This is a genomic window from Paenibacillus hamazuiensis (assembly GCF_023276405.1).
Classification (GTDB): Bacteria; Bacillota; Bacilli; order Paenibacillales; family NBRC-103111; genus Paenibacillus_AF; species Paenibacillus_AF hamazuiensis.
Window position 1 is genome coordinate 4,228,342 of the sequence record NZ_JALRMO010000001.1, and the last position, 26,161, is coordinate 4,254,502.

Below are 26,161 nucleotides of genomic sequence, written 5' to 3' on the forward strand. Positions count from 1 at the left end.
ATACCGCGAATAGGGGATATGTTCTTTCCGTATCCGTCTTGCCCGCTTATTTACCGGCTTCTTTAGCCAACGATTCCTCGTGTTTCTTCGCGAATTCCTCCGGTGTCGCCGCCTTGCCGAACAGCGCCTGAATCATATTCAAGTGCACCTCCGCGGATGCCGGCTTCATCTGGACATCGGCAAACAACGTCAGATTGCTCGACTTGTTCAGCTCATTAAGCAGATCGATGTACAGCTGCGGCAGCTTCACCTTGGAGGTGTCCACCTTCGTGGCCGGAATGACGCCGGCTTCGGAGATGGCGAGCTCTCCCCATTTTTGCACGAAGAAGCTGACGAATTTTTTCGCCTCATCCTTTACCTTTGAGTTGTTCGCGACGAACAGTCCTACGCCCGGTCCTCCGACCCAGCTGTCGACGTTGCCTTTGCCGCCGTCCACCGTCGGGAATTTGAAAAATCCGATCTGGTCCTTGAACGACTGCGGCACGTCCTTGTTGGTCGTGTAGTTCGGCAGCTCCCACGTGCCCATCATATACATGGCGGCTTTGCTGTTCATGAATTCGGTTTTCCCTTCGTCATTGGAAAGGCCGTTAAAGCCTTTATTAAAAGCGTTCATGTCGACCAGCCCGGTAATTTCTTGAGCGGCGCGGATGAGGCTCGGATCGTTAAACGATCCGCTGCGGTCGATCGCTTTTTTGAGCGCGTCCGGCCCGCCGATGCGGTCAGCCAAATACATGTACCATAATGAGCCGGTCCAGCGGTCTTTGTTGCCCAGAGCAATAGGGGTGACGCCGTTTGAGGCGAGCGTCTTGACGATCGTTTTGAACTCCTCGTACGTCTTCGGAGGCTGCAGGTTGTATTTGGCGAAAATCGCCTTGTTGTAATAAACCGGAACGATGTTCAGCTCGACGGGAAGCGCATACGTTTTGCCGCCAAACGCATAAGCTTCGGTAGTGCCTTTGACGAATTTGTCCTTGAGCTCGCCCTGCAGCAGGTCGTCGACCGGGGCAAACATATCGCCTTTGACATACGGCTCCATGTAACCGGCCGCCCATGTCATTCCCACATCGGGAAGAGCGTTGGAGGTGGACAACACCTTCATTTTGTTTTTATACTGCTCGTTTTCGAGAATCTCCTGTTCGATCGTCACGTTCGGATGTGAAGTTTGGTAATCCTTAATGATGTCGCCCACGATTTTGTTCTGCGTGGCCGAGCTTCCTGCAGGCCATAGGTGCATCATTTTGATCGTCACCTTGGAGCCTGCGCTGCTACCGCTGCCTCCGCCGCTTCCGCCCGTCCCGCTTGCCGCCGAATTTCCCTCCGTGCTCGAGCAGCCCGCAAGCACCGTCGTCAGTCCGACTGCAATTGCCATAGCTGTTGTAAGCGCTTTTCCCGATTTCATCGATCATTCCCCCTAAGACAAAAGTCATTCATTCCGTTTACAATTGTAGCGCTTACAAGGGAAGACCAGTAGGTCACAACCATCGGGAAAAATTCCACGATTTTTAGATTTTGCCTTCGTCGCCGGCGACCTCCTTGCGGTATTGGCTCGGACTCTTCCCTTCGTATTCTTTGAACAGCTTGATAAAATATTTGGCCGTCTGATATCCGACCTGCTCCGAAATATCGGCAATCGGCAGCCGCGTCTGGATCAGCAGCTCTTTCGCTTTTTGCAGCCGGCTCCGCGCGACGTATTCGCTGAAGGTGAGTCCGGTCTGTTCTTTAAAAAGCGCGCTGAAATAACTCGGGTTCAGATGAATGTGGCCGGCTACCTCGCGCATGCCGAGCGGCGCCCGCAAATTTGCTTCGACGTACCTTACGGCTTGCTGTATGGGCGCACTGTACTGCCTCTCCTGCTTGGCGCTCATCAGGAGCGGATCCGCCATTTTTTCCAGAGCCTCCACCCATTCGCGGTCTTCTTCGATTCGCAGAGCCTGCTCGACGGCATCCAGCAGTTTGCGTTTATGGATCGGCTTGAGCAAATAGTTGACGACCCCGAGCTGAATTGCGGTCTGCGCATATTGAAAATCGGGGTGCCCCGAGATGACGATCACAACCAGCTTCTGCCCCTGGGAGCGCAGCTTCTCCACCATATCCAGTCCGCTCAGCTCCGGCATCCGAATATCGGTAATGAGCAGGTGAACCGGCCGGCCGTTTAAAATCGCCAGCGCCTCCGCCCCGCTGCCCGCGCATACAATGTGGTGGCGGCCCGCCGACCAAGCCTCCAGCGTTTTCCCGATCCCGGTTCGGGTGAGCGGTTCGTCGTCCACGACAAGAATCGTTTTTTCTTTATGTATCAAAATGAATCCCCTCCTCTTCGGCCGGAATATCGAAGCTGACCGTCGTCCCGCGCCCGGGCTCGCTGCGGATGCTTAGCCCATGACCGCCGGCGCCGGGCGGCGCATAATACAGCTGAAGACGCCGCTGCACATTGGATAGGCCCATGCCCTTTCCTTTCCCGGGCAGGGCGCGGCCCGAAGCCATCGCTTCCTGGACTTCCCGGCAGCGCGCCTCCTCCATGCCCGGTCCGTCATCGTTCACCGCTATCCGTACGGCGCGGCCGTCCGATGGCGACCATGCGGCGGTGACGACAACGGTTCCTTGACGCGTCTTTCCTTCGAGCCCGTGAACGATAGCGTTTTCCACCAATGGCTGAATGAGCAGCTTGGGCATGCTGACGGTGCGGCAGCCGTGCTCCACCCGGATGTCCCACGTCAAGCGGGAGCCGAACCGTACGCTCATGATGCTCAAGTATCTCTCGACATGCTCAAGCTCTTCGCCGACGGTCACCCATTCGTCTTTGTCCGCCACCCCGATGACGTAGCGGAACAGCTCGGACATGGCGATCACCAGGTCGGCCAGCTCCTCCTGCTCCTTCTCCTGAAGCGACCAGTACAGCGCTTCCAGCGTGTTGTACAAAAAATGCGGGTTGATCTGCGCCTGCAGCGCCTGCAGCTCCGTCCGGCTTTGCAGCATTTCCTTCTCGTAAACGAGCTTGATCAGCCCATTGATATGATCGACCATCTGATTGTATGTCGCATTCAGATCATTGATTTCCGATGTGAAGGAAACGGCGGAATTCGGCGTCAGTACGCCCTGCCGCGTATTCCGCATGGCCCTCATCAGCTTTTTGAGCGGGCGCGTAATCATGGTCGAAAGGAGAAACGATAAGATGATAAACAGCAGGGAGCCTACCGCCCCGGCTGCAATGATAGCCAGACGCAATACGGATATCCCCTCGGTGATATCGCTGAGCGGATATAAGATCATCAGCATCCATCCGGTTTGCTCGGAACGCTGCTTGACCAGGATGTACCGCTGACCTTCCCACGTCACCGTTTGCGAATCGGCACCGGCGAGCTCGCCCAAATCGGCCCGCATCGGCCCGCTCGCCACGACGGGCTTCGCCGAAGCGTCGGTGAGCAGCATGATTTCCGGATGCCCTTCGTCCGAAAAACCCGCCTGATACTGAAAATAACTCCTTTCCAACCGAACCAGCAAGTATCCCCCGCTCGAAAACCATTGATCGATCAAGTTAATGCGGCGAATGGCCAGAACGGACTCCGGATCTTTCGGGTCGATGCCGATCCAAACAAGCTTGCCCTTTTCTTTTTCCGCCAGATCGATCCATTCTCCTCCCACCCGGTCCGACAATCTTTGATCGTCCAGCGGGTAAAGACGCAAGTGGTCCTTCGTATATACTTCAACGCTGCTGACCCCGCTCGAATAAGCCTGTATCTTGTTTGCCGTCTGCATGAGCGATTGCCTTTGCCCGAAGCTTGCCGTTTTCCCGTTTGCGGTGGACAGCATCAACTGCTGCAAAAGCGAATCGTTCACAGCCTGCGTCGTCAGCGTCTCGATCTGGTTGACAAGCGCTTCCAATCTACCGTTCGCCTGGATCGCCGTTTGTTTTATCTGTTTCTCGGCTTTATTTTTTAATAGAGTCGAGGCTGACTGAAAGGTGATGACGCCGGCGCAAACCAAAACAACAATCATGACGGAAACGAATCCGGCCAGCATCTGATTGCGCAGTGTATTCCATTTTGCCGCTCTATGCCACACTTGAATGCCCCCTCCTTGCCGCTGCCCGAGGCTCCTCCGGACCGAATATCCCCGACCTAAAAAGAATGGTACAGGTACCCGGAGATACAGTCAAGGATTGAAGTGCCTTCGCCTGGTATAAAGCCTGTTGAAAACAGATGCAGCACATACAGTAAACCCGGTCTGCACTGCAGACCGGGTCGGAAATAAAGTTGTATGCTTCACCGTTTTGCCTTAAAAACTCATCACCGTTTATTACATTGAAGTCCCCAGTTTCACACCAAGCTCCGCCAGCCACTTCCGGTATGCGATGCTGATCCGGTCGGAACGCAGATGCAGCTCTTCCTGCAAATCCAACGGGAGCAGCTCCGGCCTTTGACTTTCGACGACGGCTGCATCCTGCTCGATAATGAGCTTCTGGAATTGCCGGTAATCGTCGTCGGGCATATCGAAGGCATAATTGCGCGATACGAGAATGAAAACCGACGTTGTCCGTTCCCCTTCGGGCAGCGCGGCAAACAGCATCGAGAACGTTTCGCCCGTTTCTTTATTCGTCTTCTTCAATCTTGCGGTGAGAGGCCTCAACACTTCGTACACGTAGTAATTGACCATCGGGAGACCACGACCGTCCGGGTCGGGCTGATATACGCCGATCTCATCCGAAATTATGCGGCCGTTATCCATCCGCACTCCGTGAGGCGAAATTTCCGGATGCCCGGAATCCCCCAAATACCCTTCGTGCAGAAAGGCCAAATGGCTCACATCCAGAAAGTTTTCCACGACCCTCGGAGCGGCGGCCTGAAGCGGAAAAGGGCCGCACGGGACGGTATGGAAGGACGGGTCGTCCGCTTCTTCATAGATGGGAATTTTGCCCGTATCGGCTTGTTCGTTCAGACTGACCCATATGATGCCGTACCGCTCGGCGCAAGCATACGCCGCCGCTTGCGCCTTGGGCGGGATCGCCGAGCCCTTCGGCAGCTGGGGGATCGACACGCAGCGGCCGCTGCCGTCGTACGACCAGCCGTGATACGGGCAAACCAGACAGCCGCCCTGTACCTTTCCAAGCGATAAGGCGGCCCCTCTGTGGATGCACAGGTCTTTAAACGCTCGGGCAACCCCATCCGACCGGAATAATACGATACGTTCCCCCATGAGGATGACCTGCCTTGGCGTTTCGTTCAAGTCAGCGGCGAAGATGACCGCATGCCAATCGTTCGTCACTACCGGATCGTTCAACATGCCACGCACCTCCGGAATTATTTGCCGCCGCTTAAAAATTGCGTCGTAAATGTATTTTCAACCGGTTCTTGCTTCTTCAAGAGTCCGATCTCGAACAATTGCGAGGACAGTGCGTACCAGCGCTCCTTGGTCATCGTTCCCACCCCGCCCTTCTCCGCATCGCCTCCGAAAATGAGCGGCATTTCCGCCTCCGCTCCGAATGTCATCCATTCCTTGGACAAATCCGGATTCGCTTTGCCGATATCCGGGTTGATCTCCTCATAGTTCGTTTTGTAATAGTTCCAGCCCTTCATGGACGCTTGAATATATCCTTTGACGATCTCGGGATTTTCTTTCAAATATTTCTCGGTTGTAAATAAGACGCCTGCGTACGGCTGATATCCGGAATCATGGACCATAAGAAAATCGACATCCAAATTTTGCTTTTTCATCGTGAACGGATCCGATGTGATATAACTTTGGATGACCGCCGTTTTATCGTTGATGAAAGGGGCCATTTGTCCGGTATATGCCATCTCACTGACTTTATCCAGTTTATGAGCTTTCTTGATATATTCCCAGTAAGCGGACCCGGATGCGATAATCGACAGCCTCCCGTTCAAATCCTCGAACGACTTGATCGGCTCTCCTTTATGGAACATAATAGCCTGCGGGGTCTTCTGGAATATAGCGGCCAGCGCAACGACCGGAATCCCTTGATCTCTGGCCAGCAAAATTTCATCCGCCTGGGCCATGCCGAACTGCGCTTTGCCGGAGGCGACGATCTGAATGTGCGAAATTTGCGGCCCTCCCGACTGGATCTTCATATCAAGTCCGGCTTCCTTATAGTACCCCTTCGCCAAAGCGGCGTATTGCCCCCCATGCTCCGGCTCAGCAAACCAATTCGTTACCTGCGTAATCGGGACCAGCTTCTTCTCCGGACTTACGCCGGACGCCGGTTTATCCGTTTGCTGCGATGCCGCGGGCTTCTCTGCCGGCGAGCAGCCAACCAAAAGCGTGAATAACACCATGACGGTCGTTAAAGATCCATGGAACAGACGTCTTATCATTTTTCCCCCACCTTCCCCCCGTTTGCTCTCATTATAAAGGGGGAGGTAAAAGGCGAACACAGCTTCCGCACATATTTGTAAAATAACATAACATAGCCAACTGTTTTTGTGCGTATGATCCAATTTCGTGTTATGTTTAATTACATCCAACAACTTGTATCATAAATCCGATTTCTCTTGGCCCTCTCTTCCGGACTGAGTTTTTGGGCATCTGCAATCTCGTAGCCGCCAAAGGTATCATACATCCGCGACGAGGGGTCGATTTCCACAAAAGTGCACCAGGGCAGCCAGTGGTAGTGACTTTGCAGGATCTGACCGGTAAAATTGCCCGATTCGTGCCCCAAGCCGGGCATGATGTATCCGATACTGCCGTCCACATCATTGGACTGTCGGGTATTCTTATCGATGAACTCCGCAAAATCGAGATAATGCTCATCTCCCGTAATCACATACAGCCGGTAATAGGTATATGAACAGGCGGCCATATACACATCGGCTCCCCCGCCGATGGTGATAATGCTCTGTCCGCTGATGGAATACTTGTTGAACGGATGCTTCGGCCAAGGGGTAGTCACGGGGAATGTCCACGCATAGGTCCAGGTTTCGGTATAATCGGCAGCGCCGATCGCGCCTTCCAGCCACTTATCCTCGCCAGTCAGATCGTACAGGGCAAGGAAGCCGAACAATGCATAGATCCCGGCCTCTTTATCCATGATGTCCATGTTGTCGCAGGTGCCGCCCCGGTATTCCATGTTCAAGTAGGCATTATCGTAAGACCAATCCCCCGCCCTGATCGCCGCGGCTTTATATCTTTCATCGCCCGACACCAGATAGAACTGCACCAAGAAACGAATCACGCTGGGCGTGTTGGCCTTGGAGTCCATGCGGACGGAGCTGTCGGTATTGTATGCACGGTAAAAACTGCCGTCTTCATTTTGCATGTTCACAATCCAATCGGCGGTTTTTTTGCAAAATTCCAGCCACGCCGGCCGCTCGTCGCCTATCCTGCGCATATAGAGGTACGCGTCCAGAATGGCCTCGATCCCGTCGGCAAGCATCCGGATATAATGGGGATACGGCTCGAACTTCTTGATGCCGGGATGGTAGCACATATGCGGCAAGCCGGATTCGGTCATCGCCGTCCGCACCCAGAAGTCAACGATGTTCACGCCTTTTTCGAAAGCTTCGGGCACGTTTTCCTTATCGCCGTAACGCAGCAGCTGATAACCGATTCCGGGCTGCTGTCCGACAAAGCCGAATTGGAAGGACACGCTGGATACATCCATGTCGGGCAGTTGGCAGGAGAAGGGCAATCCGTACGAATCGCCGTACTGCTGCGTATATTCGGTGAGCAGCTTCATGCAGTTGTGAAAATGGAGCTCATTATCTATATCAAATAACTTGTCGCGCAGCCGGCCGTAGGTCACCCTCCAGATGTCTCTCATCATCGGCTGGAAGCTGCTATAGTGTCCGAAATTCACTGCTACGGCGTAATTTTGCTCAAAGCCGATCTCCACCGGATGGCAGACGCGCTGGAAGGATTTGAACTGATCCTTGAAATCAAGTCCCGCATACCTCCTTGTTGCAGGCATCTGACCGTCGCAGCCCGGGTATACGTAATCAATGGACAAGCCGTCGACCTTCGTCTCAAATTCCTTGCGCACGGCAAAACCATAATACAGATAATTCAAGGTTCTGCTTTCCGGCTTGCTCATGCCGACGGCTCCAATGGTAAATTTGGGATCCACATAATTGGCAGCCTGTACAATATCCAGGGACCGCATGGTCACGTCCGCCGCCCAACGCGAGATTGCCGCCATTTCGCCCGATGCGTTGTTTTGCATGGCGAACAAGGGCAGGGCGCAGCCGGTCTCCAGCCGCCAGAAATACTCGCAATCCAGGTCTTTGCCAAAGGCGTTCTCACGCGCGAATTCGTTTTGCTTGTACCATACGCCGGGTGCGAAACAGTTATAGTCATGCGGATCGTCCGATTCCGTCATTACAAAGGAAAGCTTGGTGGAAAAACCAAGCTCGTCCCCCGCTTTCAGCACCTTTACGTTCCTGCTTATCTTAAACCCGGCGCCGGTCGCTTCATAAGTATCCGCAAAGGAAAATTCAGAGCCGGAAGGCACGGTTAATGTACCTTTGGCGATGATTGTATCGCCGGAAACGGCAATCTCGCCGTAAGCTTTGTCGTAAAACTCGCTAAGGGCAACAACGGTCTTTACCGTTACAAACATCGGACGTTTGTTGAAATAGAGAAGTTTGCCGTTTTTTTGAACCTGGACGCCGCCTTCCTCAAAAATCAGGGTATAGTCACCGTTTACCAGTTTCATTAGATTGTTCCCCTTTTTTCTTGAAGTATTGTTTCACAAGGAATTTCATTAAATCGCCAGGTTGTTCCCTGACAAACTCGGGTTTATCTTTGAAAACCATTCCGTACGGTGCCTCGGGAGTGTAGGGATCCCACTGCGGCATAACCTCATCCGTGGAATCCTTCCCGTTCGGATCCCCGGTGCGGATAAAGTTAGCCCAGTAGTTGCACATCTGGCGGGCGAGATCATAATGTTTGCCGACAAAAGGCCTCCAGCATTTGGCGAGGGTCTCAAAAAAGAACCAGAGATCCACCGAATGGAATGTTCCGGGTTTATCCCATCCCGGTATTTCCGCATCAAAATTGTAATAATACAGCGGGATATTGGCTCCGGTATCCGCACTCGCTTGCGAGGCAATCCGGATCGCATATTCGAAACCGCTCACGGAAGCATTTTTCACTATTTCATCTATGTTGTCCGACTGAGCCTGGCAAAGCGCAAGAAACTCGTCGGCATCATCGCCAAACATCTGGGCGGCCAGTTGCCGGAATTCCTCAAGTGTCTCGACATTCGGGACGCTGAAAAATTCGGAGGAAGTGTGGCCCCAAAGCACCGGTACCATCCAGCGCTTGTTTTCAAGGAAAAGCTCAAATGCATTGCCTACGCTGAACACATGGTCAACAACGGTCCCCCAAAACCCGAACCCCTTATTATATTCCAGCATTTTGTCGCGGAGATATTCCGCATCAAGCTTACGGGCTTCTGCAAGGGAGGGAACTCCAAGAAACTCAAAAAATTTCACGCCCTCTTGTTCGGCTTCCGCCAGATTGCGTCTAACTCTAGGCATGCGGCCTCCCGGGTAAAGCGGGGTTATGACACCGCTCTGAATAATTGCCCTCTGAAAGAGGCCTTCGTTCTGAGGCGAAGTGAGCTGGCTCATGACGCTTCCGCCGCCGGCAGATTGTCCGCCAATCGTAATGTTGTCGGGATCGCCGCCAAAAGCCGCGATATTGCGTTTGACCCATTGCGTCGCGGCCTGCTGATCAAGGTGGCCGAAGTTTGCGGGAGCTTCCGGAGCTTCCGCCGTTATTTCAGGATGGCATAAAAATCCGAACACGTTCAGGCGGTAGTTAATCGTTACCACCACAATTCCCCTGCGGGCGATGCGTTCGCCGTCAAACTCCATCTCAGCCGGATGACCGACCTGCAGCCCGCCGCCGAAGTACCATACAAAAACCGGCAGCTTCTCATCGGGACTGTTTGCCGGAGTCCAAACATTCAGGTAGAGGCAGTCTTCGTCCATGGGAATGTCCGGATCTACAGCCCATTCCCTGGTATAAATGTTATTTACGTCGATCTTTTGCCTTACCTGCATCGAGGCCGGCGCGAAATCGAATGCTTTCCATACACCTTCCCAATCTTTTGCGGGCTGTGGGGCACGCCAGCGGTTTTCGCCTACGGGCGGTGCGGCAAATGGGATACCTTTGAAACTTGTTATACGGGGGTCGGCAGCGGGCAGCCCCTGAACTATGCCGTTTTCAACTTTCACCACTCTAAGCATATTGGATGCCTCCCTTCAGTTATTTGCTCGCTATTTCACAAGGCGAATCACATTCCATGAAAGCTTCTTGGTCATGGCTGTCACTTTGCCGCTTTCCATCTTGGTTTCGGTATTTTTCATGGGTTTTATCGCATCCTGATTTTCGAAGCTATTCCCCTTTTCCAGATCATCGGTGTACATCTCCGTATGCTCGACGAGCTTATAACCATCGAAGCCGCGAACGTCCAAGCTGACCTCGATGTCATCCCCGATTGCCCGGTTGATCATGAAGATGTAGACCACGCCCATTTCCTCATTTTGCACAACGGCGGCTTCTATAGCCTGAACGTTCTCGTAGGCATGGCACTGATTGGAGCCTGTAAGGGCAAATTGCTCGGTGTTGAAGGTCGGGCCGTCGACCACGGGCAGGATCGAAATGCCATCGCGGGTTAGCTTGTTCATCTGATAGTAGGGATAATATGCCGCGTTCTTCCACACATGTGCACCGTTAAATGCAAGGGCGTTTCGAATGCCGCCGGTCATGCATCCTATCTTGATCCGGTCCGCATGACGCAGGAAGGTCAGAAGCACCGAGGCCATGGCAAGGGCATTCAGCATCTGATGGGAACCAAACCTGCGCTCTACATAATTTTCCGGGTCATATCTTGTAAAGACATTGTCTCTGGGAGCAAATTGAGAGTAGCTCTTGGTAACATCCTGCCAGCCTCTGCGCCCGAAGAGAACCTCGCCCTGCCTCCCAAAGTTGCAGCCGTATTCGTCGAAGGAGATGTACATTTTTTTAGGTGTACGCAGCTTGGTTTGCAGATAGTCACAAATGGCGACGGTTGTCTTGATGTAGTCTTCGAATACGGAGGAAATGTTGAGATAGTTGGCGATGTCGCCCTCAGGCGCGGAGTGGTAGTGGTGCAGGGATACGTAGTCGACCGATTCGTAGCACATCTCAAGCGCCGCCATTTCCCATTCGGGGAAATGCTTATAATGGTCGGAGGTGCCTGCAAAAACGGTTTCCGCCTTGTTGTCAATCCATTTGACCATCTTGGAAACCTCATGGGTGCGAATACCGAAGCCGACAGGGTCTTTTTCCCAGGAGCCTATCTGCCAATGGCCGTCCATTTCATTTCCAAGATACCAGGTCTTGATGGGATAGGGGTCGGGGTGCCCATACCGCTTGCGCAGGTCGGACCAATATGTGCCGCCGGTATGACGGGAATACTCCACCAAGTGTGCGGCGCTTTTGATACCTTCCGTACCGAGATTGATGGTGTACATCGGTTCTGTATGGACACGCCTGGTCCATTCCAAATACTCGTCATGGCCGATAATGTTCGGCTCAATCTGGAACCACGCCAGGTCCAACTGCGCCTTACGGTTTTCAACCGGTCCGATGGAATCTTTCCAGTCCCAGCCCGAAACCCAGTTGCCTCCGGGAAAACGAAGGGCCGGAAGATCAAACTCCTTGACAGCGTCTATGACATCCCGTCGAAAACCCATGTCGTCCGCCGTCGGGTGCTTCGGATTATAGATGCCTCCATAGACCCAACTGCCGATCGGCTCGAGAAAAGCGCCAAACAGACGTTTATCCACCTTGCCTATCTTATAATCCGGGTGTACAGTCACTTTTGCCTTTTTTATCATTGAAAAAACCTCTTTCTTGAATTACTTAAGCCTTAATTGCACCTACCAGCATCCCCTTGACAAAATGCTTTTGCAAAAAAGGAAATACACACATGATAGGGATCATCGTTACAATGACGGCTGCCATTTTCATACCTTCCGAAAACTTTACATCGGTTTGTACATTCGAAATGTTCATCTGCTGACTGATCTGGGAATCGATAACAATAGACCTTAAAGCAAGCTGCAGGACAACAAGATTGCCTTTCCTTATGAATATCATGGCATTAAACCATTCGTTCCAACGGTCCACGGCATAGAACAATAAGATTGTCGCAATGATAGGCATGGATAAAGGCAATATGATGTTAAAGAGGATCCGCCATTCACTTGCCCCGTCAAGCTTGGCCGACTCCATAAGCGATATCGGCAACGACATGAAATAGTTCATCATGATGATTAAATAAAATGAATTAACTCCATAGGCAAGCACAACAGACCAAATTGTATTGATTAATTTCAGCTGCTTCATTAACAGGTACATGGGGACAATACCGCCGTGAAACAACAGCGTAACGACAACAAAATAAACGAAAAATCGTTTAAACGGAAAATCGGGGCGGCTAAGCCCATAAGCCATACTGGTGGTCAGAAACATGTTGAGCGGCAATCCTAATACAAGGAGCAGCAATGTTGTGCGATACCCCACCCAAATGCGTCCGTCTTCAAACAAGGCTTTGAAGTTTTCAAATGTAATTTCCGTCGGTATCAATAATACCGTTTTTTTCAAATATTCCTGCTGTGTTGAAAAAGATATGGCGGCAACGTTGATAAACGGCAAAATGATCGCGATCGCAAAAAATGTGAGAATAACCAACAGGACAATATCCAACGTCTGTATTTGGTTATGATGATAAGCTCTTTTAAATGCTGGTTTAACCCCCGCCATACTCACTTTCCTTTCCCATATAGATTCGCATCCGATTTATCCCCGAACCGTCTTTTTCCTGGACGGAAACAGTCCTTCCGCACCAAGCCATTTACAGACACGGTCAGCGAACAGCAGCAGAGCAAAGTTGATTACAGAACGAAACAAGCTCACTGCACTTGAGAAAGAGAAGTCGGCAGCAGACTGAAATGTAATTCGATAAATATACATGTCCAGGATTTCACCGGCTTTGGCGGTTGCCGCATTACTGATATTAAAAATCTGATCGAATCCTGCATTCATCAGATTCCCAACCGATAAAATCAACATAACGACTATTGTATTTTGTATACCCGGAAGGGTGATATACCACATCGTCTGCAAACGGCTCGAACCGTCGAGTTGGGCCGATTCATACTGTTCCGTATCAATTCCTGAAATAGCGGCCAGATAAATGATCATGACCCAACCCGCCGACTTCCAGTTTTCAGTCAAATACAGTAAAGAATTAAAGATTTCAGTGGAACCAAGAAAATTGACCGCATCCCCGCCCAGCATTTTGATGATACCGTTTACCATACCTTGAGTGTTTAAAGTATTAATCATAATGCTGGCAACGATAATCCACGACAAAAAGTGGGGGAATGTATAGACCGTTTGTATAGCCTTTTTATATCTGTTCACACGCACTTCATTCAACATTAGGGCCAATATAATCGGAATGGGGAACTGAAACAGGATACGCCCTGCGTTGATCCACAGCGTCTTCCAAATCGATTCAATAAATGCGGGATCTCTAAAAACATAGGTATAGTTGTCAAGTCCAATCCACGGACTGCCAAAAATTCCGAGATTGGCTTTATATGTTTTAAACGCCAATGTTAACCCGTACATGGGAATGTAAGCAAAAACGATATACCATATGACTCCCGGCAATAGCAGGAGGTACACTTCCCTGGACTTCCACACGCGGCTCATCAAGGAGGAACGATTCGTATCCAGGGATGCCTTCTTCTTTTCCGCCACTATATTCTCCATATGAACCCCCTCTCCCGGAGTTATTTGCCGACTATTTAGCCAATTTCGAGTTCAGTTCATCAAGAACCGGCTGTATGATCGGCATCTTCGATTCGACCCATTTCTTCCAGTTCGCCTCTATATCGCCCTGCATAGTAACAAGATTAGCGTACTCCGTATTGTAATCGATTTGGGTTCTTCTCTTGCTTGGCGAATCGTAGGTGTATAAATCCCAGTTAACTTTTGTAAAAGTGTCGGGAGTACCTTTTTTCGATTTTTCGGCATAAAGCTGCTTTGACAAATCCCTTAATCTTTGGTCGGAATTGGGATTGTCGAATGCGAAATCGTCAAACAGAATCGTGCTGCCCAACAGATAACCGTTGGAAGGATATTTTCCGTTTGCACCGCCAAGCGGCTTGCCTTCCTTTACTTCGTCGTAGAGCGATTTTACTTTGCCGTTGCTGTCATAAGTCCAGTCCACATCTTTTAACCCCATATTGGTTATTGTATTGCCCTCTTGAGTAGCGTTATAATCGAGCACATCCATATAGCGCTCAAATTTTTCATTGGATATTTTCGGATTAAAGATGATTGTGCCCCAGAAATTAATGAGGTCTTCCTGATGATAATTGCCATCTTCCCCCAGCACAATAGCCATATGAATGTTTTGATAGGGGTCAAGTTTTGTATTAGCCTGAAAATCATTAAAATAAGTCTGAAGAGCTGATGTCGGCGCCTGGAAGAAGGTGGCACCCGCATTGCCTTTGACATTAAAGTAAGAACCATGCTCTTCGTTTTTCACGGTGAAGAAGTCCTTACTAAGGACACCGGATCGGTATGCTTCGGAGAACAACTTAAGCCCTCTCAGAGTATCTTCGGAAGCTCCGCCCCATTTATACTTACCGTCTTTGTCTTTGTAGAAGTTATTGTAATGAGTGCTGTTTCTTGCAACAAACAAGTCAACGGCATGATTCGTATTCTCGGCAAGCGGAATTAATTTGTCGCCTACCTTTCCGGGATCCTTTTCCTTTAACAGCTTGCCGTACTGAATAATCTCGGAGGTCGTATAGGCGGACTTGATAGGGAAACCGACAGCTTGAGCCCAATCTTTACGTATAAACAAGGCTGGATGATTCGGCAATGGATCTCCGGGCAAGTTACTCATAAAACGCGCTCTTGGAATGAAGTAGGTTCCGCCGAAAACTTTTTCCATCTGAGGTCCGAGTGATGTTTTACTAAAAACTTTGGCTACGTTAGGCCAGCGGGTTTTCCAGTCGTCGGGAAGCTTCTTGATAAGTCCCTGCTCGACAAAAGAAGCCGCATCCGCATGAATATAGTTATACACCGCAATATCCGGCATGTCGCCCGAGTTGATCCAAATCCGGAGTCTTTCATTCCAGTTGTCCCAGTTCAGCGCCGTCATATCCAATTCGTAGTTGAACTTGTCGGAATAATACTTGGCAAGGGCATCGCCGTTGGTGTAATTAAATCCTTCTATCCCTTGTACGGCCGCCATGGTAAATTTGACATGCTTGGAATTATCGGTGCTTTTTTGATCCGACTGTTCCCCTGAGTCACTGCTGCATGCTGCAATACTAAGCGACATGGATAGAGCAGTTCCAATCGTTACTAATTTCCTCAGCCTTGTCATACTTTCATCTCCCTCTTAAAACGCTTTCATAAACCTTGTAAGTTTTTAATCGCATACATACTTAAATTTTAGCGGATGCAAGTAAACGGCGATACGCATTAGATTAGGTTGAAATAGGATTAAATTAGGAATATTGCGAATATTGCGAACACTGTCTAATCCTATATATAATGAAAACAGATTATTGTAGTTCGTCATCAATCCATTTGATGGGAGTTTATCTATGTTGAGGATTGGCAAGTTCAATTCCATTCGAGGCCGCATGATAGGAAGTACACTTCTATTTCTTTTCTCCATGGGTGTTCTAATACTCATATACAATTTGGGGATCGAATCTATCATCGAACGCAGGGCTTATCAAACGTTCGAGCTGCTGTCCGATGAGATAGACCGGAGACTTGCCATGTCAATCAATGAAATCGATAGAGCCGCCAAGCGGGTGTCTTACTCGACTACCGTTCAGCAGTTCCTGTTAACGGATAATCCCTCCGAATATTTTAAATTGAAGGCTTCGGCTACCGAAGTTCTTTATGACTCTATTTACAGCAGCAAACATATAAAAAGCATTGTCCTTACATCCCGAAACATGAATAACTTTTATATTAGCGACAGTTTCCGTGAGATTCGGGAAAAGGCAATGGCGGAAAACGGACTGGCTCGAGATATCACACTCCGGAGCCCGATCGTTAGTAATGTATTCTTCGACAATAGCAACGGCAATAACGGGCCTTACTTTTTATACTTTCTCCCTGTCCGTTCCATATTAGAAGGTTATAGCGAAAAAAGAAATATAGCCTTATGTACGGTTGTAGTCGATCTAAAATCTTTTACAGGCGAGCTTAGCACCGGCATATCGAGCGATGGTATAACCGCACTCGTATTTGAAGATAAAATCATAAATTCCAGCCGGGAGGTGAATGAAGTTGAGCAATCTATATTGCTGAATGCAAAAGAGGGCCGTGGCAAAGCGAGCATCAATGGCGAAAAATATCTCACCAGCTCCGTGTCGGTACCCGAATTCGGATGGCGTTTTGTTTCATTGACCACCAGACATTCGTTAATTCGCGAACTTATTCCCATTAAAAGCATCGGCATCTTTATTATACTTGCCGCCGGTTTTCTTCTTTTTCTCCAGATGCAGCTTGTGCTGCGCTCCGTGACCAATCCTATAGATCAGATCATCGGTGATATGAGAAATCTTTCATTGCGGAAAGATAGAGTCAGGATAAGCATACCGAAAATTGACGAACTTGCCAGACTTGCCGAGGATATCAATGATATGCTGGAGCGAATTGAACTTTCTCAAAAAGAGATTAGAAAATCCCAGCAAAATCTCTACCAATCCATGATTGCCCAGCAAAAGGCCGAATTGCTCTCATACAGGAGCCAAATCAATCCGCATTTTCTTTTTAATACCTTGGAGTGCGTGCGCAGCATGGCCCAAGCTTATGGCGTTAGAGGTATAGAGGATATCTGCACATCAATGGCCAGCATGTTCCGTTATTCGATAAGCTCCAGAACCATCGTTACCCTCCAAGACGAGATAAAACATACTTGCGACTACATGAAAGTAATGAGCCAGCGTTTTCCGGGCAAATACACAATCAAGCTGGAAATACAACCTGAGGCAATGAACCATCCTATACATGCCATGTTTCTTCAGCCTATCGTAGAAAACTCAATTAAACACGGTTTTGCCGAAAAAATGCCGCCCTGCATCATAAGGATATCAGGTCGGCTTCAAAATGATGGATCTCTTTTACTAAACATTGCCGATAATGGTGCCGGCATATCCGACGAGGATATCAAAAAAATAAATGACGTTAACCTGCCGACAGACGATAGCACTTCCCATGGAAAAACGAATATAGGCCTTTATAATATCCAGCAGCGTCTAAGGAACAGCTTTGGTGACCAATATCGCTTTGAGGTCCGCTCCGTTAAGGGTCACTACACAAAAGTCGTCATCTGTATACCTAAAGCGCTTACAATGTTAAACCCAAATTTTACTCCTCCGGCATGCTGAGATTTTTGTCGTAGATTGCAGCATGCTGAATTTTTCGGTACTTGCTGGGAGTAAATCCAAAGAAACGTTTAAATAACCTTCCAAAATAACCGTAATCTGAATAACCTACCATATCAGCCACTTGCTGTACAGGTGCTCCGTTTTCCAGAAGCAGGTGTGCCGCTCGCTTCATTCTGATCGCAGTCAAAAAACCTGTTAGCGTAATCCCCGTCTGCTTCTTGAAAAGCTCGCATAAGTATGTTTCAGACAGATAAAATCTTTCGGAGATCTCACTAAGCGAGAGTTCATTTTCGTAATTATTGCTAAGATAAACCTGTATCGCCGCTACTATGGAGTTTGCAGAATAATCGATTCCCAATTGAGCGGAGCTGACAGCTTCGGAAAACATATGATCGAAATCTTCAAAACCGGGACGTTGTACACTTATACCTAAGCTTACCCCGCATGCAGCGGCAGACATCCTCCACTGGTTGAAAAAGGGTTCCAGATTCTGCTTTGACGAAAGCAGAAAGAGGCTTGTTCCATCGCCGAGCAAAAATCGTCCAACATACATATCTTTTTTTGGAGGCCAGTTGTAATCTTTGGCATCGGCAACTGCAACATAACAATGAGGATGGACAGCAGCTGACGCAAGCACCTCTCTCTGTCTTTCATTCATGAGTTTGCCGGTTTGAAAGACTCTCATTAGAACCGGGTGGTTGGCAGAAGTAAGTTTTTTCCTGAGCCTGTCCGCAACAGTCCCCACTTCATCCCGGTCAAGAGGTTTAAGAATATAGTGAAACACATCATACTGCAAGGCTCCGCGGGCTACCTCGAAATCACTATAAGCGCTTGTGATGACAAACTCGGAATGAATTCCTTTTTCTCTGGCTTCCCTGACCAGATTGAGTCCGGTCATCCCCGGCATACGTATATCGGTAAAGACTATATCCGGCTGAATACTCACGATGCTCTCAAGTGCTTTCCGCGGATCTAAAAAAGCTCCGGTGATGTCAAATCCTGCTTTATTCCAATCGATAATATTTTTAATGCCTGTAAGAGCCCAGGGTTCGTCGTCTACAAAAATGACATTAAGCAAAGCAAACCCTCCCTTTACCGAAAATCCTTAGATATCTTTCATTGATTGAAACTTTCCATGTATCGAACTTTTGAATTTATGAAACATGCTCACCCAAAGAGAAGAGCACCTATCCGGGTAAATTGTACCATAGCTTCCAGTAAAATCAATACCGACTTTGCAGCCCAATCAAGTGTACTGGCTTTGTCGCAATCCTTATTTCCATTACTTCGTAACCAAGCTGTGAAAAGTTCACAATGGGGTTTTAAGGTAATCAGGGGGGGGGTTCAGGAAAAATTATAACCACCGGCTTAGCCGGTGGCTTCCTTTTGCTACCCGATGGAGATAAGATCCTCGAGGTCTTCCCCGGTATTGCCGTTCTGTACGTTATAGCAAAAGGCACTGATCTTGTAGATCAGCGCCTTTTGCTATACCTCGAATTCACTATATCCCCGGGCCATTCGGAACCGTTCCTCGAACCTCCGGCAATAGTCCTCCAGCTCGCGAAACAGTATCTGATGACACGCCAGACCGTTCACGATTAGCCGTTTGGAACCCGGTAAGGCGAGAAATTTAGAGAAAAGCCTTTCCTCAACCGTTTGAGCTTCCGCTACCCAAAACTGAATCATTTCGACATCCGGGCTACCCGCTTTGATCTCACCGAGAATCGTCATCAGACCTTGCATAAATAAGGTCGTTCGTCGATATTCCGGACGCAGATACGCGACCTCCACTTGACAGATATGGCGATCCTCATAGGCATTAGGACCAGTACCGTAGACGAACCCGGCAGCCCCAACAACATCGTAATCCTCTTCCGAGAGAATCATCATCGCCCTGCCGAATATGAGCGGGCTGCTAATAAAGCTAAGCTTTACGGCAAACGCATACGGTAAGTTCAGGTCTGCGCAGTGCCGGAGCAGAAACTTCATATAACCCTCGTAATCCAGTTCCGTGGTGCACGGTCGACATAGGAAAAGCATTACTTCGCCGGCTGAGGTTGCGGTTGGGGTTGCATTTGCGGGAGTGCTCTCAGGGTGTCGTTGAGAATAGCGAATCTCCCAAGCTTACCGCCAGTTTTCTTGTCGATATTGGGTGGTGGCAAAAACATGTGTAACCCTCCGTTTCTAACGAATATAAATAAATTTTCTTCAATTATACCTTGTAAAACCGAGTTAAGATAGACCTTAATTGGTGAACTTTTACACAAAACACGATTTCTTCGCCAAGTGCACCCGACTGAGTATAACTGGCACTAGCAAATTTTGAATAAAGACCGCATAAATAGGCGTTTTCCGATAACGCGTTGAATTGGAGCTCCTGTATCTCCGGATGTGTCTCGATCATGAGCTCCATCATGTAATACAGTCCCTTAGCGAAGAGGCGTGTCCCTCGATAGGCTCTGTCCATAATGGCAAAGTTGACGAAGGCGACTTCCTTATCCTCGAATTCTTTATCCGGCGTTCCGTGATAGTAAGTCATCATCCCGAGTACCCGATCATCGGCATCCGTGATAGAAATCAAATGACCTTGCGTAATATGAGAACATAATAAGGAGACCATGTCCAACGTGCCGTAAGAAGGATGTAACTCGCGTTTGTTCTCAATAGCGAATAAGCTGACAGCGGTCAAAGCCTCGTCGCTGATGCAGCGGTTTACAGTGGTTGTCATGGGAAAGCTCCTTTCTCGAAAATTCGGCTCTTCAAATGCGGCTTTCAAGAAAACGTGAAAGTTTTCGGAAAAAAAGTCTTTATAAACTGCAAGGGCATTTGCGCCTTCCATCACCACTAGATTATCGCAGTTTGTCCAGCCTGTAAACGACTTCGATGATATGGAAAATTTCCGCTGCCAGGAAAGTTGAATATGTTCTTGAAATCAAGCGCTCCCGAAGGAAAACCGGGTCGGTTCCCGGACCTCCGCCTCCCGTCACAGTGTAATCGATGTCAGCCCTTGATCGAGCCGAGCATGACTCCTTTGGCAAAATGCTTTTGCAAAAACGGATACACGACCAGAATAGGCGCCATGGCCAGCATGATGGAAGCCATGCGGATCGTTTCCTGCGGCACAATCCGGTCGTCTCCGCCGGCGCCCGCCTGACCGACTCCGGTGGAATCGGAATCGATGACGAGCGTTTTGACCAGCACCTGCAGCGTCCACTTTTTCGCATCCGTCAAATAAATGAGCGCATTGAAGTACGTGTTCCAGAAGGACACCGCGAAAAACAGCACGAAGGCGGCGATTGCCGGCATGGACAGCGGAACGACTATCCTTACAAAGACGCCGATGTCGGAGCAGCCGTCGATGCGCGCGGAATCCTCCAGCTCGGAAGGGAGCGATTCCAGGAAGCTTTTGATGACGATGAGACTCCAGGCGCTGGTCAGGCTGGGCCAAATCAGCGACCAATGCGAGTTGAGCAATCCTAGGGATTTTACCAAAATGTAGCTGGGAAGAATCCCGGCGTTAAACACAAGGGTGAACACCACCGCGCTGAGCATGATCGAACGGCCCGGCATCGTTTTCCGGGTAAGTGCGTAGGCGAACGTAAACGAGGTGACGATGCTGAGCGCCGTGCCGACGACCGTAATGAAAACGGTGCTTTTTAAAGCGTTCAGGAAGCTGTTCGTGGACAAAATATACTTGTAGGCGGCCAGCGACCATTGGTCCGGAAACAAGTAAAACTTGAGCGGAATGTACGCCTTCGGATCCGTAAAGGACACACTGAACACGTAAATGAACGGAAATACGCACACAAGCGAGATCAGCGCCAGCAGCGAGTAGTTGACGTAATCGAACAGCGTCAGTCTTTTCATAGTAACGAGACTCATGCAAACTCCTCCTTCCCCTAGTAAATGCCTTCGTGACCAAGCTTCTTGACGATGTAATTCGAAGCGAGCACGAGCACAAGACCCACAACCCCTTTGAACATGCCGACCGTCACCCCGACGCTGACCTGCCCTTTGAGAATACCGATCGTATAAGCGTAGGTGTCGAAAACCTCCGCCACCGACATTACGAGCGGGTTGGTCATCAGCAGCACCTGCTCGAAGCCGACATCGGCCATATGGCCGAGCCGGAGGATCAGCAGAATAATGATGGTCGGGCGGATGGCCGGCAGCGTAATGTGCCAAATTTGCCGCCAGCGGCCCGCTCCGTCGACGACGGCCGCCTCGTAGCGCTGCGGATCGACCCCGGCCATCGCGGCAAGGAAGATAATCGTGCCCCAGCCGGCTTCCTTCCACATGTTTTGTGCCGTGATCAGCCCCCAGAAATAATTCGGATTGGACAGGAAGGCTACGCGCTCATGGCCGGCGGCCGCTATAAGCTTGTTGACGATCCCAACGTCCGAGGACAGGATGAAAAACGTCATACTCGCCACCACGACCCAGGACAGAAAATGCGGCAAATACACGATAGACTGGTTCACCCTCTTAAACACCTCGTGGCGGACCTCGTTTAACATCAAGGATAAAACGATCGGCACCGGAAACATGAAAATCAGCCCGAATATGTTGATGGCGAACGTATTGCGGAGCATCATGTAAAAGTTATTGTCGGTGAACAGGTCGGTGAAATTTTTCAGCCCGATCCACTCGCTGCCGGTAATGCCGACATACGGGTTATACTTCATAAATGCGATGATAAGCCCCCACATCGGAACGAATTTGAACAAAATAAAGTAAGCAATCCCCGGAAGAGCGAGCAAATACATATACTTATGCCGCAAAATACGAACCCACAGACGCGACGCCCCGCGTGTGCTGCCGGCAGCTTTGGTTTCGGTAAGCGCAGTGGACTGCATAACGTCCAGCTCCTTCCTTGGTTGAGGTTAATCGGACTGCCGGATCACATAGTAGGGCTGGTTGGAGAAGGCGGCGTTAAAGCCTGGAGACAGCCACGCCGTTCCATCCTCTGCGGCCATTTCGAAGAAATACATGATCGGATACGGCTTATCGGTATAGCTCGCCGGAATTTCTGCTGTATAAGCGCCGTCCTCTGTCCGGGCCATCTCGACCTCCGTGTAGGGCTGAGCTTGATGCACGAGCCGGTAATGGAGCCGGGCGGAGGCGGCTTGCCCTTCTACCGTGATGCGGATCGGGATCGCCTCATTCCGGCGGAAACGGGCGGGCGCGTCATGCCGGACGCCCGGCAGCTCCCGAACTTCTGCCGAAGCATCGCCGGCGCTGGCAATTTCCACATCCGCCGCGGTGACGGCCTCTCCGGCGCTGAGAAGCTGCTGTTCCATCGCTGCGAGATCCTCGTCGATGCCGGGCAGCCGATCGGCCCAATGGCCGCGCATGTAAGGCACATAACCGAACGTGATGTCGTCACGGTATACCCCTTGGGTAGCCTCGACGATCCGAAGCCAAGCCGCTCTCGCCGCCCGGTACCGTTTGACCGCCTCCCGCAGCTGAAAGACCTCCTGCGTACGTTCAAATATCGCGTAAGCGACTCCCGCCCGCAGCTTCTCCGCAAAAAAGAGACCCAGCTCGGCTTGAACCGTCACATCGACCGTGAACCGCTTGACGGACGGCCTGCTGCCGGCCCCGCCAAGCCGCCCAGCGGCCTGCGCCAGCTGCTCATGAGCCGTTTTCGCCCAAGAATCGAGCCGGTCTGCGACCTCCAGCGGCGTATATTTCCCTTTGCGGCGGGAGCCTTGCGCGGCATCGTCCGCGAACTCGTCAATCCGGTAAAATAACGCCGGGTCCAGAGGGCTGACCGCTCCGAACGTCCCCGGCGCAGGCGTATCGAAGGCGAGATGCGACCTTGCTCCGGTATTTACGATCGGCAGGTTGGCGTACATTTCCGGCCAGAAGTGGTTGTTTGCCGCGGACGGCAAATGCGCCGCCGTAAGCAGCGGCAAAATCCGGCTTGCATGCGCAAGCGCAGCTTCGCAGAACGGCGCCGCTTCTTCGCCAAACCCGGCGCAGAGGTAACGACGCCAGCCGCTCGGATTTGTGTCCGGGTTATACAGCAGCCGGCCCCATATCCGGTAGCTGTACAAATACTTTTTCCATTCCGCGCCGCCAAGCTTCAACGATTCGTCCGCGTAAGGATCGCGTCCTCCCGGCGACCCTGAGCCTTTGCGCGCCTTAAAGGTGAGCGGCTCGCACAGCTCAACACCGAGCGCTCCGCAGAAGCCGCCCATCCGGCCGTACCCCGCCGCCATCTCCGGGTCGCCCCACAGCAGCACGCGCTGCGTGCCCGGCCAAATGCGGAAAAGCACATCGAACTTGCGGTCCTCCCGTAAAAAGTCGGCGTAGCCGTATCGCGTAAACCTGCGGTAGGTGGCGGTAATCGCCATCAGATCCGGGCGTTCCGTACTGGCCGCAGGCAGCTCCAACGGCCGAATTGCGGCTTGATGGTATGGGGGGCCCATATGCTCCGCCCAATATTTCGGCGATACCACGATCGGAAGTCCGGTATCGACTGCGACGCCCAGCATTTGCTCGTCGACTCCCTTGGAGTGAAGATCGATCTCCACCTTGCGCCCGCATTGCGCCACGCCGGAAAACACCACGGCCCAAAACTCGTGGGCCGGCTCGGGAATCCCCCCCTCGTAATGCGTGCGAATCGTAACGCCGTCGATATGCGGGCATGCCTCGAGCAGAGCGCGAAGCCCATCCCGGCAGTACGCGGCGTGATTTTGCGGATGAACGCCCTCAATGCTGTATTTGGCGTTCGGGCTTTCGCTCGGATCGTACGCATGCGTCCAGATGCCCAGCTGGAAATGGATGCCTCTGCGGTGAGCCTCCTCGCTGATGAACTGCAGCGCCGCCAAATTGCGCTCAGCCTCCCCTTCCGGCAGCCCCTTGACGCTGACGTCGTACCCCGGCACCTGAAGGAAATACGGATACGCAAAGCAGAAGTAGTTGTCCTGAACACCCGGGTCATGCCCGTAGTCATACCCCATGCCGAGCGCCAAATGAAACCGGTTAAACCGGTGCGTGGCCAGCTCCGTCAAATACTCGCTCCAAAACTTGGTATCGTAAAACCACGGTTTATCCTCGACCTCGCTCACGAACAGCCGATTGATGCTTCGCACAGGCAGCGACGGCTGCTCCGCAACCCCCGCGATGCCTTGCAGCGCAGCAGCAGGCCGCTCCGAATGGCGGATGATGTCGGCGATTTCCAAAAGCGCGTACATCAGGCCTCGCGAGTCGCCGCCGACAGCCGTTAGCGTTGTCCGTCCGTCCGCGTGATCCGCTACCAAAGCAAACGAGTCCGCTCCGCCTGCGGAAAGTCCGGCGCGCTGAAGCGACTCCGGCACATTCTTCCCGGCTGCGCCGGCAATGACAATAGTAATTTCCGCACGATCATCCGAGGCATCGGACAGCGTAATTCCCCGTTCTCTGCATATCTCTTGCAAATGTGCGGTCGCCCACATCACGGAATCGTGAGCCGCGACGGCGTCCTGTGGATTTCTAACGATGTTCCATACGGCATTTGAGGAAGTTTTGGTCATATCGATGAGCCCTCCATTATTGGTTAAAATCGTATTCGTAACATACCCGGTACAATTTCACGATTTCTTCCGCACCGGGAACCTTGGGATGATTGGCGGGACTTCCGCTCGCTATCGCGTCGGCGGCCATTTTACCCAATAAGCCGTCGAACCGCTTCCGGTCGATTCCCCATTGCCCGAGGTTCGGCACGTTCATCTCCACGCACCATTGCTTGATCTGTCGGATTACGGCGTTCGCCCACTCGGCGTCCGACAATGCCGATGCCCCGAGCCCGGGATTCATGACCTTTCCAATGTCGGCCAGCCTGCCCTGTGCTTCCGGCATGCTGTACTCCAGCACGGCTGGAAACAGCATGGCGTTCGAGATGCCGTGAGGAACATGAAACAGCGCGCCGATCGGTCGCGACATGCCGTGAACGAGGGCAACGGAGGCGTTCGAGAAGGCGGCCCCCGCCAGCATGGAGCCGATCATCATATGCGAGCGGGCCTCCACATCCGAGCCACCGCGGTATGCGCGTAGCAGGTGCCCCGAGATGTGGCGCACGGCGCTGAGCGCCAATGCATCCGTCACCGGATGCGCTTTGCGGGATAAGTATGCTTCGACGGCGTGAGTTAACGCGTCGATGCCGGTCGCCGCCGTCACATGCGGCGGACACGACAGCGTCAGCAGCGGGTCGACGATTGCGACCCGGGGCAGCAGCTCAGGCTGCGAGATCATCATTTTCTCGTCGTTTCGCGTATCCGTAATGACGGCGACCTTGGTCATTTCCGAGCCGGTCCCACCGGTCGTCGGGATGGCCATGAGCGGCAGCGGGGCATGCATAAACCGCTGCCGCCGGTAATCGCCGATAAATCCGCCGTTCCGCATCATGACCGCGACCGCCTTCGCCGTATCCAGGCAGCTGCCCCCGCCGACCGCTACGATCAGATCGCAGCCGTTCTCCCGGCATGCCGCCAGCGCTTCCTCCACATAGAGGTGCGTCGGCTCCGAGAGCACGCCTGTATAGACCGCGCTCGGGATCGCGGCGGTTTGCAAGGATGCGGCGCATTGCTCTACGACTCCGCTCTTCAGCATGATCGGGTCGCTGATGATCAGCGCTTTCGTACCGTAAGCGGAAGCCGCCGTCCCTAGCTCAGCCAGCGCCCCTTGTCCGTAGATGACCTTTTCCGGCATCAATAGCTGATGAATTTGCGGCTGCATAC

19 protein-coding genes are annotated in these 26,161 nt (G+C 51.4%); 1 reads left to right on the forward strand and 18 read right to left on the reverse strand.

Features of this window, described 5'->3' with window-relative positions:
* Positions 1 to 46: 46 nt before the first annotated feature.
* The 11 genes from MYS68_RS18430 to MYS68_RS18480 all read right to left on the reverse strand — a co-directional run bounded on the left by MYS68_RS18430 (position 47) and on the right by MYS68_RS18480 (position 15,412).
* Positions 47 to 1,399, reverse strand: coding sequence for an extracellular solute-binding protein (locus MYS68_RS18430; protein WP_248927243.1), 1,353 nt, complete (start codon positions 1,397 to 1,399; stop codon positions 47 to 49).
* A 103-nt stretch (positions 1,400 to 1,502) separates the two neighbouring features.
* Entirely contained in the window at positions 1,503 to 2,297 is a 795-nt protein-coding gene (locus MYS68_RS18435; protein ID WP_275983490.1) for a response regulator transcription factor, read from the reverse strand.
* On the reverse strand, positions 2,287 to 4,059 hold the full coding sequence (locus tag MYS68_RS18440) for a sensor histidine kinase (protein ID WP_248927244.1): 1,773 nt from the start codon (positions 4,057 to 4,059) through the stop codon (positions 2,287 to 2,289). Before MYS68_RS18440 ends, MYS68_RS18435 begins: the two co-directional genes overlap by 11 nt.
* Positions 4,060 to 4,293: 234 nt before the next feature.
* Positions 4,294 to 5,277 carry an aromatic ring-hydroxylating dioxygenase subunit alpha gene (locus MYS68_RS18445; protein WP_248927245.1) on the reverse strand — a complete coding sequence of 328 codons (984 nt, stop codon included), beginning with the start codon at positions 5,275 to 5,277 and terminating at the stop codon, positions 4,294 to 4,296.
* A 17-nt stretch (positions 5,278 to 5,294) separates the two neighbouring features.
* Positions 5,295 to 6,326, reverse strand: coding sequence for an ABC transporter substrate-binding protein (locus MYS68_RS18450; RefSeq protein ID WP_248927246.1), 1,032 nt, complete (start codon positions 6,324 to 6,326; stop codon positions 5,295 to 5,297).
* A 140-nt stretch (positions 6,327 to 6,466) separates the two neighbouring features.
* A complete protein-coding gene (locus MYS68_RS18455; protein WP_248927247.1) occupies positions 6,467 to 8,662 on the reverse strand; it encodes a hypothetical protein in 2,196 nt (731 codons plus the stop codon).
* Positions 8,643 to 10,202, reverse strand: coding sequence for a carboxylesterase/lipase family protein (locus MYS68_RS18460; protein ID WP_248927248.1), 1,560 nt, complete (start codon positions 10,200 to 10,202; stop codon positions 8,643 to 8,645). The genes MYS68_RS18455 and MYS68_RS18460 overlap by 20 nt, the downstream gene beginning before the upstream one ends.
* Before the next feature lie 30 nt (positions 10,203 to 10,232).
* The gene (locus MYS68_RS18465) at positions 10,233 to 11,837 is read right to left on the reverse strand and encodes an alpha-L-arabinofuranosidase C-terminal domain-containing protein (protein ID WP_248927249.1); all 1,605 of its coding nucleotides are present in this window, start codon (positions 11,835 to 11,837) and stop codon (positions 10,233 to 10,235) included.
* A 25-nt stretch (positions 11,838 to 11,862) separates the two neighbouring features.
* The gene (locus MYS68_RS18470) at positions 11,863 to 12,765 is read right to left on the reverse strand and encodes a carbohydrate ABC transporter permease (protein ID WP_248927250.1); all 903 of its coding nucleotides are present in this window, start codon (positions 12,763 to 12,765) and stop codon (positions 11,863 to 11,865) included.
* Between the two features lie 36 nt (positions 12,766 to 12,801).
* On the reverse strand, positions 12,802 to 13,782 hold the full coding sequence (locus MYS68_RS18475; protein ID WP_248927251.1) for an ABC transporter permease: 981 nt from the start codon (positions 13,780 to 13,782) through the stop codon (positions 12,802 to 12,804).
* Between the two features lie 31 nt (positions 13,783 to 13,813).
* A complete protein-coding gene (locus MYS68_RS18480) occupies positions 13,814 to 15,412 on the reverse strand; it encodes a type 2 periplasmic-binding domain-containing protein (protein ID WP_248927252.1) in 1,599 nt (532 codons plus the stop codon).
* 403 nt (positions 15,413 to 15,815) lie between these two features.
* Here MYS68_RS18480 and MYS68_RS18485 point away from each other — a divergent pair, with 403 nt between their 5' ends.
* A complete protein-coding gene (locus MYS68_RS18485) occupies positions 15,816 to 17,438 on the forward strand; it encodes a sensor histidine kinase (RefSeq protein ID WP_248927253.1) in 1,623 nt (540 codons plus the stop codon).
* Here the strand turns inward: MYS68_RS18485 and MYS68_RS18490 are convergent.
* The 7 genes from MYS68_RS18490 to MYS68_RS18520 form a co-directional block, all read right to left on the reverse strand.
* A complete protein-coding gene (locus MYS68_RS18490; RefSeq protein WP_248927254.1) occupies positions 17,419 to 18,516 on the reverse strand; it encodes a response regulator transcription factor in 1,098 nt (365 codons plus the stop codon). The two genes, MYS68_RS18485 and MYS68_RS18490, sit on opposite strands and share 20 nt — an antisense overlap.
* A gap of 407 nt (positions 18,517 to 18,923) precedes the next feature.
* Entirely contained in the window at positions 18,924 to 19,427 is a 504-nt protein-coding gene (locus tag MYS68_RS18495; RefSeq protein WP_248927255.1) for a hypothetical protein, read from the reverse strand.
* A 223-nt stretch (positions 19,428 to 19,650) separates the two neighbouring features.
* A complete protein-coding gene (locus MYS68_RS18500) occupies positions 19,651 to 20,166 on the reverse strand; it encodes a hypothetical protein (protein WP_248927256.1) in 516 nt (171 codons plus the stop codon).
* A gap of 272 nt (positions 20,167 to 20,438) precedes the next feature.
* Complete coding sequence (locus MYS68_RS18505; protein WP_248927257.1) at positions 20,439 to 21,320, reverse strand: carbohydrate ABC transporter permease; 882 nt, start codon at positions 21,318 to 21,320, stop codon at positions 20,439 to 20,441.
* Positions 21,321 to 21,337: 17 nt separating this feature from the next.
* Positions 21,338 to 22,294, reverse strand: coding sequence for an ABC transporter permease (locus MYS68_RS18510; protein ID WP_248927258.1), 957 nt, complete (start codon positions 22,292 to 22,294; stop codon positions 21,338 to 21,340).
* Positions 22,295 to 22,321: 27 nt separating this feature from the next.
* A complete protein-coding gene (locus tag MYS68_RS18515; protein ID WP_248927259.1) occupies positions 22,322 to 24,958 on the reverse strand; it encodes a hypothetical protein in 2,637 nt (878 codons plus the stop codon).
* 16 nt (positions 24,959 to 24,974) lie between these two features.
* Positions 24,975 to 26,159: an iron-containing alcohol dehydrogenase gene (locus MYS68_RS18520; RefSeq protein ID WP_248927260.1), complete on the reverse strand. Its 1,185-nt coding sequence runs from the start codon at positions 26,157 to 26,159 to the stop codon at positions 24,975 to 24,977.
* Positions 26,160 to 26,161 lie beyond the last annotated feature (2 nt).